The sequence below is a fragment of the Paenibacillus lentimorbus NRRL B-30488 genome (genome assembly GCF_000411595.1).
Lineage (GTDB): Bacteria > Bacillota > Bacilli > Bacillales > Bacillaceae > Bacillus > Bacillus velezensis.
In genome coordinates, this window is sequence record NZ_ANAT01000006.1 from 233,160 (window position 1) to 246,588 (window position 13,429).

Genomic DNA, 13,429 nt, shown 5'->3' on the forward strand with positions numbered 1-13,429 from the left:
CTCTCATTTAAATGCTTTCCAGAACATTTTTTTCGCAGGAAGCTCTTGTTTCTCCGCTCGTACGTCAGGTTCTTTTACCAGAGCCTTACGTCTTAATGACGGTACCGGCAGCGGCTTTCTTTTCATTCGGGTATCTTTTTCTTCCCAAGCTTCCAGAATGACGTGGGCGTTCGTTCCGCCGTCGGCAAAGCAGTTGATGGCTGCTGACGGTCTGGATGCATCCCATTCGCCGGCTGACTTATGAAAGTGAAAATCTGTCTTTGTTATATCAAAATGCGGCATCGGTTCGTCTCCTGAGAGAAACGGAACCGTTTGTTTATGCTTCAGCATTAATACGACTTTAATGAAGCTTGCGATGCCTTCTGCGCAAAGCGGATGCCCGATGTTCGGCTTGATTGACCCGATGCCGAGCGGAACATGCGGACCTGAGCGGTATACAGATTGAATCGCCTTCAGCTCAAGCAAATCAGTCACCGCGGAACCCGATCCGTTTGCTTCGATATAACTGATGTCTTCCGGCTTTTTGCCGCTTTTGAAAAGCGCGCTTTGCATGACATCTTTTTGCGCCTGCATATTCGGGGCTGACGGGCCTGCCGTTCTGCCGTCATTGTTCATGGCGGCAGCCTTAATGACCGCGTGTATCGTATCGCCGTCTTTTTGCGCCTGGCTTACTGTTTTTAACAGCACCATGCCGACACCTTCACCGAGGACAACTCCGCCTGAACGCTTGTCAAATACGTGAAATGCCGGTTTCTCGTTTAACAGCCCGCGCTCTTGGAACATCCGGTGCGCCGCATCCGTGTTCAGCAGGCTGACGCCGCCAACTACCGCCGCTTTGATATCGCCGCTTCTCAGTGCCTGAACGGCCATGTTCATTCCTGTCAAAGCTGATGAACAAGCCGTATCAAGCACGATACTCGGCCCGCGCAGATCAAAAAATTGCGAAACGTTTGCCGCTAAATAATTCTGCCCGCCCGCAACAATCGGGTTGCGGGTATTCGCAAGACTTTCAGGATCAGGCTGATGCTGGCTGCGGCCTCCGATATACACACCGGCTTCTATGCCCTTGATTTCTTCACGGGTATAGCCGGCATGGCACCAAAGTTTCAAGCTCTCTTCCAGCACCGCTAACGCCTGAGGGTCCATCGCTTTCGCGTCGTTTTCCGGAATGAAAAAGAATTCGGAATCAAAGTGATCCATATTGTCAATCAATCCCGCAACGTATTGATTTGCATATCCGAAACGTTCCGCCGGGACGGAGCCGATTGCGGACCTGCCGCTTCTCAGCAAATCCCAATATTGTTCTAACGATTCCGCTCCCGGAAAACGGCAGCTCATTCCGACGACGGCAATGTCTTCAGTTACGGCATCACGCTTTTGTTCAGTGTGAACCGTTTGTACGGCAGCCGGAACCAACATTTCTGTATCAGGTTCCTCCCTTTCTGCAAGCAGCGGCTGACCATTGGATACAAGCCATTCGGCAAACGCGTCAATCGTCGGATGTTCATATAAAACAGACGGATCTAAGTCCTCTTTGAGCGCATGATTCATTTGCTGTAAAAGCTGCGCTAAAATGATCGAATCAACCCCGTAATCCTGAAACGGTTCGTCTGTTTCCAGTTCTTCCGGAGCGATTTTCAGCTCATCGGAAAACAGTTTCACAAGCCACGCCTTCGTATCAAGAAGCAGTTCTCTGTCTGAATGTTTTTCCGCGGCTTTGCCGTTTATTACGGCTTCAGTCTCTTTTTGTTTTTCTCTTGACAGAGCAGCCTGTCAGGATGCCATTCGCTCCGATCAACGATAGCCGGCAGAACGGACGGACGGATGTTTTCAGATAAAATGCGGTCCAGCAAGTCAAGTCCTTCCGCGTTGGACAGTCCCAGCAGCCCGGTCTGCTTCAGGCTTTCTGTGCGGACTTCACCCAATCCGGTTTCCTTCCAGTTCGGCCATTGAATGCTGACTAACGGATATTGATGCTGATGAGCCGCCGCGAAATAATCCATGTACGCATTTGCCATCGCATAATCCGACTGTCCCGCCGCGAGCGCCGGAACGACTGCAGATACTGAAGAAAATAAGACAAAAAATTGCAAAGGATCATTTGTGAAAAGGCTGCTTAATGTTTGAAGCCCGGCGACTTTCGGTTCCAGCACTTCTTGTATGTCGTCGGCAGTCTTTCTGATAAACGCCGGATTTACTGAATTAACCGATCCCGCACAGTGAATGACGCCGCCGATCGGTCCCATCGTGCGCCGAATCGTTTCAATTTCCGCTGCCGCCGCATCATGATCAGACAATTTCAGACTGATCACCGCCACTTGCACTCCTTTTGCTTCAAGCTCTTCAATCGCCCGTATCTTCTCTTTCAGCCTCGTATTAACGGCTGACCGTTCATGACGGGGAGGAATCGGCTCCCTGCCTGTCAGCACTACTTTTTTCACGCCGTGTTTTTCTGTGAAATGGCGGGCGCATAAGAGACCCAGTCCCCTCGTCCCTCCGGTAATGAAAAGCACATGGTCTTCAGGAAACGGTGCGGGCTTATGTTCTGCTCGCTTCCCGCTTGGAATCTCCCTGAATAAAGCACGGTATCTCTTTCCGTTTCGGCGGCAGACTTCCGGTTCTGTGCTGTCCGCCGAAAATTCATCTGCAATCTGTTTGGCAAGCGTCTGCTGATCCGTATCTGTATCGGCATCCATGTGTCTGGACGTCACGTTTTGATACTCATTTTGAAGCATTCTGTACAGGCCGCTTTTTGCCGCTCCTGCAAGATGAATCGTTTTCTGCTGAAATGGCTGCAAGCCTTTTGTTACATATAGCAGCGTCAGCGGCCGCGCTTGCCGGCGGCTTGTATCAATCAGAGTCTGGAGCCGGCTGATCCCTTCCAGTGAAAGGTCTTCGTCTCCGCATCCCGTCAGATCGATTGCGCCATCTATGTGATTCCAATCGCTAGCTGCAGTGTCAGCGGAATCGACCGGGAAAATGAACGAGTCAGCGAAATGCTTTGCAGTCTCTTCGGCAAGCCCCGCTGTCCTTGCATCAGCCAGAATCATGACCGTCCTGCCGCTTTTCTCACCGGCCGAATCGATCTCACACGGAACCCATTGCTTTTCTAAAAGCACAGCCTCGCGACGGTCTTCTGTTTCCTGCGGTACGGCTTTCGGCTCAGGCAGCCAGTAAGGCTCCTTCGCAAACGGGTAAGCCGGCAGACTGATTCTGCGGGGTTTTTCGCCTTGATAGAGTCTGTCCCAGTCCATCTGAAGCCCTTTGGCCCACAATTCCGCTATTTTGACGTATTTTTTCTTATCGAACCACGACCTGACAAGCTGCTTCAGATCATCGTCCGTTTCAAATGCTTTGATTTCTTTTTTTGCCGTTTTGATGTGGGCTTCATATATCCCTTCACCCGTATTTCCGTTTACAAAATCGGTTAAACGGCTGATCAGTTCTTCTCTCGAACCGGCTGTAACCGCAAGACGGTAATCCATCGCATCACGCCCGGTCTGAAGCGTGTATGCCATATCTGAAAGATTGATATTCTGATTGGCTTTTGCAAATTCGATCACAGACTCGGCATAGGTTTTTACCTGCGGCGCTTTTTTCGCCGACAGCACAAAAATGTTTGTCTCATCAGACTTACGGCTTCCTCGGTCTTTCGGCCGATACTCTTCGATAACGAGATGAGCGTTTGTGCCGCTGTAGCCGAATGAGCTGACACAGGCCCGCCGCGGTGCTCCGCCTGTTTCCCAAGGTTTGAGTTCGGTATTTACAAATAAAGGCGAGTCATCGAAATCAAAATGTTCATTCGGCGTGCTGAAATGAAGGGTCGGCACAAGCTGCTGATGTTTCATCGACAGCAGAACCTTCTGGACGCTTGCTACACCTGCCGCCGCCGACGTATGCCCGATATTCGATTTAACCGAACCGATGGCGCAAAATTGTTTGCGGTCCGTTTTTTCCTTGAATACAGAAGATAAGGCTTCTAATTCAATCGGGTCCCCCTGCTTTGTGCCGGTGCCGTGCATTTCCGCATAGGTGATGCTCTCAGGGTGGATGTTGTGCGCTTCATACACTTGACGCTCTAATTCCATTTGGCTTTTCGCGCTTGGTGCGGTAATGCCGTTGGTTTTTCCGTCCTGGTTAATTCCTGATCCGATAATGACTCCGTAAATATGGTCTTGATCGGCTTCCGCATCTTTCAGCCTCTTCAAAACGAGCGCCCCCGCGCCTTCGCCAGGCACAAATCCGTTCGCGCTGTTATCAAATGCTTTACATTGGCCGTCAGGAGACAGCATTCCTGCTTCACACATGCTGATGTATGATTCAGGCGTTAAATACAAGGTGACGCCGCCGACAAGGGCCATGTCAATTTCATGATTCAACAGCGCCTGACGCGCCAAATGAGTCCCGACAAGAGATGAAGAGCATGCCGTATCAATCGGAATGGCCGGCCCTTTCAAATTGAGATAATAAGGCAGGCGGGCCGCCGCGATGCTGAAACTGTTGCCCGTCGCGCTTCCTCCTGTCTGATGTTTGTTTAACATCATGCCGTATTCATTGTTCATAATCCCCAAATAAATGCCGCAATTTTTTCCGTTTAATTCTTTTGAACTGTAACCCGCATCTTCAAAGGCTTTAAAACCTTCCTGTAAAAATATCCGGTGCTGCGGGTCCATAAGTTCCGCTTCAGACGGAGATATATTAAAGAACAGCGGATCAAACTCTTCAATGCCGTCAAGCATACCGATTGATCTGCAGTATACTTTGCCCTTCTTGTTTAAGGCCGGATCATAGTATTTGTTTACATCCCAGCGGGAAAGCGGGATGTCGCGAATGGCGTTTTTCGCACGGGCTAAGTTGTCCCAATATGTCTTTAGGTCCGGCGCATCCGGGTACTTGCCCGACATGCCGACGATGGCTATCGCGTCTGCTATCTCGTCTTTAGGCTCCCGTTTGGCCTGCACCGGTTCAGGTTCCTTTTGAACCGTTAATCTCTCCGGTCCGGCAGGTGTTTTCTCCTGCGAGGCGGCTTGCTGCGTAAGCGGCTTTGGACGTACGGGAACCGCCTGTTTTTTTCTGCCGCGGACGGACGGCTGCGTGCGCAGAAAATCGGCAAATTGACGGATTGTCGGATAATCATACACTTTCGTTACATTACAGTCCGTGCCGTACCGTTTATTGACGGCCTTTATCCATTCAAGACCGGTAATCGAATCCATACCGAGGTCAATAAAGGCCTCATCAATATCCACTTCATGCCGCTCCATGTACAATACATCAGCCAGTGCTTTTGATAACTCGTCATGCACCGCTTCAATCGGTTCTTCCGGTTCGGCGGAAGCTGCTGTTTCAGACATCGCCTCCAGAATATCCGCTTCTGCTTGTATCACATGCTGCTTATGAGCGTTTAAAGGCTGCAGCTGTATGTTTGACGGTTTTTTACGGCCTCTGTTTTCTGCGGTTCGGCTGCTTTCTCAAGGATCGGTTCTGTCCCGAGCTCTTTTTGCAAGAAGGCCGCAAACTGGCGGATTGTCGGATAATCATATACTTTCGTCACCGTAAGGGACGTGCCGTACGCTTTATTAACGGCCTTTATCCATTCAAGACCGGTGATTGAATCCATGCCGATATCAATAAATGTGTCATCTGCGTCGATATCGTCGGCATCCATATATAAAACGTCCGCCAACCTTTCCGTTAATTCGGCACTTACTTTTTCAGCGGAAACCGCCGGACGGGAAGCAGACTGTACGGTTCTTTTCGGTTTCGCGCCGCTCAAAGGCTGCAATGAAATGTTTGACGGTTTTTCTTTGGCAGTCTCCTCGCGAAGAGTTGTTACTTCAATGACCGGTTCCGGGACGGTCGCCGGTGCGATCGGCGCAGACTGTGTTTCGGCCGGTCTTTTGACAGCTGTATCAGCTGATGTGTCGATCCAATAACGGTCTTTTGCAAACGGGTAGGCCGGGAGACTGATTTTTTGCGGTCTGCCCATTTGATACAGCTTATCCCAATTCAGCGGAAGGCCCTTCACCCAAAGCTCTAATACCTTTGCGGCTTTGCCTTTTTCAAGCCATGCCTCAATGGTTTTTTCCATGTCCTCATCAGCCGCAAACAGCGCCATCGTGTCTTTATTCTGTTTGACTTGTCCGCGGTAGAGCCGGTCAATTGACTCCTTGCCGCCCGTAAATTCGTCAAGCTTTTCTTCAAGCTCGCGCAAATTGCTGACAATCATTCCGAGACGCTCTTCCATCGGTTCACGTCCGATTTGAAGCGTATATGCGATCCGGCTCAGATCCGCTTCCCGGTAACGCCCGCTCCGCAGCGCATCAAGAAGACGTTCCGCCCGTTTTTGAAGCCGTTGTTCATTTTTCGCGGAAAGGACGATCATCGACGGATGAGGCGCGGCAAAAGCCGTCTCCTTATCCTCATCAGCGGTATATTCTTCGATGACGATATGAGCGTTGACACCGCCGGCTCCAAATGAGGAAAGCCCCGCGGTTCTCGGCAGTTCTTTATTTACTCCGTTTTCATTTATGACCGGTCTTTTCCACTCTTCAAGCGTCTGCTGCACTTTAAACGGCGTAGCGAGAAAATCAATATTCGGGTTAAGCGTCCGGGAATGCAGTGACGGTGCGAGCTTCTTATGTTTCATTTGCAGGAGCACCTTCGTCAGACCCGCGATGCCCGCCGCGCTTTCACAGTGCCCGATATTGGATTTCGCTGAGCCGATGGCACAAAACTGTTTATCTTGTGTTTGTTCTGAAAAGGCTTTTGTCAGACCCGTGATTTCAATCGGATCACCGAGTGAAGTCCCGGTGCCGTGGGCTTCGATGTAGCTGACCGCCCTCGGATCGGTTCCCGCGTCTTTTAACGCCTGTTTGATCACCGCGGCTTGGGCGTTCGGATTCGGTACGGAATACCCGTTTGTTTTTCCATCATGGTTTACTGTCGTTCCTTTGATCAGGCCGTAAATATGATCACCGTCCGCTTTCGCTTTAGAAAGCGGCTTAAGGAGCACGGCTCCCACTCCTTCACCGGGCACATAACCGTCCCCGCCTTCACCGAAACTTTCACATCTGCCTTTGCTTGATAAAAATCTGTTCTGGCCGAGCATCAAATATTTATTCGGATGAACGGATACATTGACGCCCCCGGCAAATGCTGTCTCGCATTCCCCGTTCCGCAAGCTTTGGCATGCCAGATGAATGGCTGTTAAAGAAGAAGAGCACATCGTATCCAGCGCCATGCTCGGACCGTTAAAACCGAATACATAGGAAGCCCTGTTCGCAATTGATGACGGATTTCCGGTCAGCGCAAGCGATTTTCCGCGCGCCTGTTCTTCGGCTCCGTAAAGCTGATATTCCTCATACATGACGCCTACGTAAACACCGACATTGGCGCCAAGCAAATCACCCGATGTTTCCGTGAGCTTTTTGCGCGTGTAACCGGCATCTTCCATCGTTTCGTAGACACATTGCAGGAATAACCGCTCCTGCGGGTCCATCAATTTTGCATCCCGGGGCGAAATAGAGAAGAATTGCGGATCAAATTTGTCCACGTCTTTCAAAAATCCTCCCCATTTTCCGTACGTCTTGCCTTCTTTATCTTTATCAGCGTCGTAATAAAGACTGTGATCCCAGCGATCGTTTGGAATTTCGGTTATGCAGTCAGTGCCTTCACTCAAGTTCTTCCAAAATTCCTGAAGATTTTCGGCCTGCGGATATCGTCCTGATATACCGATAATCGCGATATCTTCACGCTCCGTCAGCTGCTGATTTTTCCGCGCGTCTGGACGGACTTGCGCAAAGCCTTTTTTGCCTTCATTCCGTTTGGAAACGGGCTTTACTTTCGCTTTCTCAGACAGCGCCGGTTTGGCTGCAGGGGTTTCTTCTGTTTTCATCCCGGTCACTTCCAGCAGCGTGTCCCGGTGTGCTTTCATAAAATACTGCGCCAGCGATTCGATATTCTGGTACTCGAAGAACAATGTTTTTGACAATGAACCGAAGCTCTTTTCCAGCCGGCCCGTCAAATGCATAATCATAATCGAATCAATTCCGTAATCTTCCATAGGCGCCTTGGCGTCAATTTTGCCGACAGGAAGTTTGGTTACTTCCGAAAGCACATGTTTCAAGAAATGCTCCGTTTTTTCTGCAAGCATGTTCTCTCCGCCTGCCGTAAGACCTGCCGGTTCTTCCGTTTCGCTGCCCTTATCCGGCTGATCATCCGCTGATTTTTTCAGAAACGCCCGGATTTTTGCGGCGTAGCCTTCCGTCACCATGATTTGGGATGTGTTTGCCGCCCACCCGCGGTACAAAGCATGGATGCCGTTTTCTGTTTTCATAGGGACCATGCCGCTTTCTTTTGTCAGCATCGCTTCCGTTTCAGCATCAACCGTCATGCCGCCGTCTTTCCAAAGCGGCCAGCAGATTGAAAGGGTGTGTCCATAGCGTTCATTTCGGGCTTTTTTACGGTTTCTTTTTTCACTGAAGGCGTTCATAAACGCATTGGCCATCGCATAATCAGCCTGGCCCGCGCTTCCGGCGCTTCCGGCTCCGGAAGAGAAAAGAATCAGAAAATCAAGCTCAATGTCCTTTGCCGCTTCATCAAGATGAACCAGCCCGGAGACTTTCGGCGCCAGTACATCACGGATTGCATCTTTGTGCTTTTTCAGAATATAGTTGTCTTTTATCGTTCCCGCGCTGTGTATGATACCGTTTAATCCGCCGTACTTCCGGCAGATGTCCGCTGTGAGCGATTGAACTTCTTGTTTTTCCGTCATGTCCGTTTGTTTGTACACGGCTTGCGCGCCGAGATCGGACAGTTCTTGAAGCTGGACTTTTTACGGTTATCCAACAGAGAACGCCCCGTTAAAATAAGCACGGCGTCTTTTGCATGCCGGGCGATTTCTTTGGCGAATAAAAATCCGAGTCCGCCCGCACCGCCTGTGATCAGATAAACACCTTTATCCTTCCACGGCTTTTCGGCGCCGAACTGTTCAAGCTCTGTTTCCTGCCATTGTGCCGTATAGCGCTTGCCGTTTTCATAGCGAATATGCTTGTCATCAGGATGAGCGCTGCATTCTTTTACATATCGGGACAGCGTGTCTGCCTTGACGTCCGGCTCCAATTCAATCAGCTGGCCGGTCAGGTTCGGGTTTTCAAGCGCCGCTGTTTTCAAAAGCCCCGTTAAGCCGCAAAGGAGCTGCGTATCCGCTTCTTGAGGCACGACAATCTGAATGAGCTCGCGCCCGCCGGAATTTGAAGCGAGGATTTTCTTCACTTCTTCGAAAGCCTGAAGCGCACAAGCTTCAAACCGTTCGTCTTCACTCTTATACTGATCACGGAGCACATGACAGCTGAAGTCTGTCTGTATGCTGTTCATTTGATCCGTAAACCGGTCTGATATCATCACGTGACGGGCTTTGAAATGAGTCGGTGCTTTTTCATGTACAGCGGTCTTCTCTTCCCATACGTGTTCAAAAAATAGTGTATCTGTTTTATCCGTTTCAATTTCCCGTGCGGAATAACCAGTCATTTTCACACATACATTGCCTTGTTCGTCACATACATCAATATCCAGCTTCTGCACGGCATCTTCAGGCTTGCTTTCGCCGCTGTACGCAATGGAAACCCACATATCGCTTTTACAGCTTTTCAACACATCAATCTGTTCGAGAGCAAACGGCAGCATCGGCCTTATGTCAGTCCCGTCTCTGTCAAGCATTAACCCGATTGTCGCGTGGAAGGCCGCATCCAAAAGGCTCGGATGGAGGACAAACTGATCTTTTGTATGAGAAATAGATGACGGGAGTGAGAGCTTCGCGAGCACTTTGCTGTCTTTTGCATAGATTTCCGTGACCGCTTTGTGAGCATCCCCGTATTCAATCCCCATCTGTTTGTATGCCTGATAGCAAGCGTCGGGTGTGATCAGACGGCGTGACTCTCTTAATTTGTCAATCTCGATTTTGGCCGGTTCGCCCGCTCGGACAAACGCCGCGCTTCCTTGCGCATAGAGAACGGGCTCTTGTTCCGAGGAAGCCGATTCACTGTAAACCGTGAATCCCATCTCCCCATTTTCTTCGTCATAAAGGCGGAGATACAGTTCTGCGGACTCATCCGCCGCTGTAAACGGACGTATCCATGCGACATGTTTCAGGCGGACTGTTCCTTCTTCCTTCGTTTCTGCCGCGTGTTCAACGGCCGCCCGGACCATTTCCAGATAAGCCGCGCCCGGTAACGTCCGCTCGTTTTTGACGACGTGATCTTTCAGGAAAAATTCTCCGCCGCTAAAAGAGGACCGGAAACGAACACCTGACATGTTTGATACATTTTCATGAAGGAGCGGATGCAGCATGCCTGCCCTTTTTTGCGGCAGCGATTCTCTTTTCTCCGCCTTTGGCACCCAATACCGGATTTTTTCAAACGGATATGTCGGCAGGCTGATCCGATTCGGTTTGTTTTCACTGTACAAGAGATTCCAATCCATCGTTCCTCCGCCGGCCCACTTTTCGGCAATCATCTCCAGACTCCCGGATGAAAGCCATTTATGTATCAAGTCCGGAGCAAGCTCTGCCTGTTTGCTTTTATCGGCTCGGTTCCGCCAGCATCCGCTGACCGTTTTACCCGCCAGAAAGCCTTCCAGCCGCTCTTTGAGCTGTGTCATATTCTGAGCGGTGAACGCAACCCGCTCCTCCATCTGTTCACGGCCGATCTGAAGTGTATACGCCGCATCCTCAAGCGGCAGTCCGGGATGAATAAATGCAGACAGCTTCGCAACATACTCTTTTAGCCGTTCTTCATTCCGGGCGGAAACCGGGAAAATGAAAGTCTGTTCTTCTGCCGGTTCATACGCTGTTCTCTGTGATTCTTCAGGGATAAATTCCTCCAGAATGAGATGCACGTTTGAACCTGTCGCCCCGAAAGAACTGATGCCCGCACGCCGGGGATATACGGTCTCGTTTCCGTTTTCCGTCACTGATGGCTGCTGCCATGCTTCGGTATGATGCTGGACGTAAAACGGTGATTGTTCAAAATCTAAATACGGATTCAGCTCCTCGGAATGAAGAGACGGCACCAGAGTTTTATGGTGAAGCTGCAGGGCAACTTTGCTTAAGCCGCTGATGCCCGCCGACGATTCCGCATGGCCGATATTGGACTTCACTGATCCGATCGAACAGAACTGTTTGTCCTGTGTGTACTGGCGGAACGCCTTGACAAGGCCTTGAACCTCGATCGGGTCGCCGAGAGAAGTTCCCGTCCCGTGCGCCTCAATATAACTGACCGTGCGCGGATCGATGCCCGCTTTGTTCAGGCATTCTTCAATCAAATCGGCCTGCGCGACAGGACTCGGCACGGAAATTCCGCTCACTGTCCCCACGTGGTTGACGGCACTGCCCTTTATCACCGCATAAATCCGGTCTCCGTCTTTTACCGCCTCTCGCAGCGGTTTTAATAAAACGGCACCGATTCCTTCAGCCGGTACATAGCCGTCTCCGTCTTTCCCGAATGTATGACAAACCCCGTCTGTTGAAAACATGTCCCATAAACCGTATGTCAGATATTTATTCGGATGCAGCGACAAGTTGACGCCTCCGGCAACCGCCGATTCACATTCCCCGCGCCGAATGCTTTCCGCAGCAAGGTGAACCGCAGTCAGCGAGGATGAACAGACCGTATCGACCGCCATGCTCGGCCCGTGAAAATTGCAAAAATATGAAACTCTGTTTGCGATTTGCGCATAATTAAGAGAAAGCGGGAATACATGATCTTCAGAAGAAGCTTCAGCCCCGACCAACGTATAATCCTTATGCATCACCCCTGCGAAGACGCCGACGCGCTGTCTCTTATTCCGTCCGCGCGCCTCTGCGAGCGACTTCGGCGTATATCCGGCATCCTCAATCGTTTCCCAGCATGTTTGTAAAAACAGCCGTTCCTGAGGGTCCATTGTTTCAGCTTCCCGCGGCGTAATCCGGAAAAATTGGGGATCAAAGCAATCCGGATCATCAATAAATCCGCCCCATTTTGAAATGCTCTTTCCGGAAGGCGACTTTACATTTTCAAATTTGCGCCAGTCCCAGCGAGACTCCGGAATTTCGGTGACACAGTTTTTTCCTTCTTTCAGGTTTTCCCAGAATTCATGAATATTTTCGGCCTGCGGATAGCGGCCGGCCATGCCGATAATGGCGATATCTTCATCTTGCGGAACACTGCTTTTCCGTCTTCTTTCTGTTTGCTTCTCAACCTGCTTCTCTATTTTTGCAGGAGACGCGCTGAAATGGCTTCCGTACTGCTCTGTCAGGAAAGCCGCCAGCTCTGCTGCCGTCGTATATTCAAACAGCAAAGTCGGAGAAAGGGTTTCGCCGATTTTTTCGCTGATCGTTTCGACGACGTCAAGCAGTCCGGACGATGTCAGCCCCATTTCATAGTAGCCGACTTGAGAATCAATCTGTTCAAGCGGCTTGCCGATTTTTTCAGCCATCAGATTCATGACATACCGTTCTGCTTCCTCATGCGGGTGTCCGCCTTCAAGCGATGCCGCAACTTCCGGTAAACCGGCTTTTTCAGGAGACTTCTCAGCAGTCTTTCGGTCTGTATTGATCAGCTCGGCATCCCGCACGAGCTTGCTTGTGAAATCTTTCAGCTCGGCTACTTTTCGGCCGGATGTGTTAAAAAACTCCAGTGTAATGTAAATGAGCTCTTTTTCCTGCCTGAGCGACGAACGTTTGATTCTCGTGATGCAGCCGGCCTGCAAAGGTTCGGAAGCTGTAAAAGATTCATAGAAAAGAGGCAGAAACAGCCTCTTTTCCCCATTTAACAGCGAGGAGATCAATAGGTTTGCGCCGACGCCGCTTCCGTCAAGAAGAGTCGGATGGAACAAAAACCCTCCGGCCTGTCCCATCGCGTCTTTTCCGAGCGATACATCAAAGGTGACGCCGTCCCGCTCCTCAAACACTTCTCCTTCCGCTTTCATGTATCCGCTGTGAACCAATTCCTGGCTTCTGCATTGTGCATACAGCTCATTTAAATCGATGGTGCGTTCCGCCTCGCGTTTGACAGAGTCAAGATCAAGCGTGTCACTGAAAACTGCGGGTGCCGTCTCGTGCATTTCCGCTTTGACGTAAATACGTTCTTCCGGCTGGACTCGTCCGCCGCTGACCTCAGCCCCTTTTGCGGTAAGTTTCCAGCACCCTTCTTTTACCTTCGTACATTCAACCGTAAGCTTGACGGCGCTGTCTTCTTTCGCGATAAGCGGCTGATATATGGATAAATGGCGCAGCTGAAGCCCGTCGTATGAATAGCCGCGCTCTTTGAAAATCTGATAAAACATATCAATATAAGCCAATCCCGGAAGGACTTTTTGTCCGTAAACGTCATGATGTAAAATAAACGGATTTTTCAGCGATAAAGTGATTTGCTTATTGAAGTTCTTCACG

1 pseudogene is annotated in these 13,429 nt (G+C 50.4%); it reads right to left on the reverse strand.

The annotated features are described in order from the left end of the window. Nucleotides 1-3: 3 nt before the first annotated feature. Nucleotides 4-13,428: pseudogene (locus D368_RS03930) on the reverse strand (SDR family NAD(P)-dependent oxidoreductase). Nucleotide 13,429 lies beyond the last annotated feature (1 nt).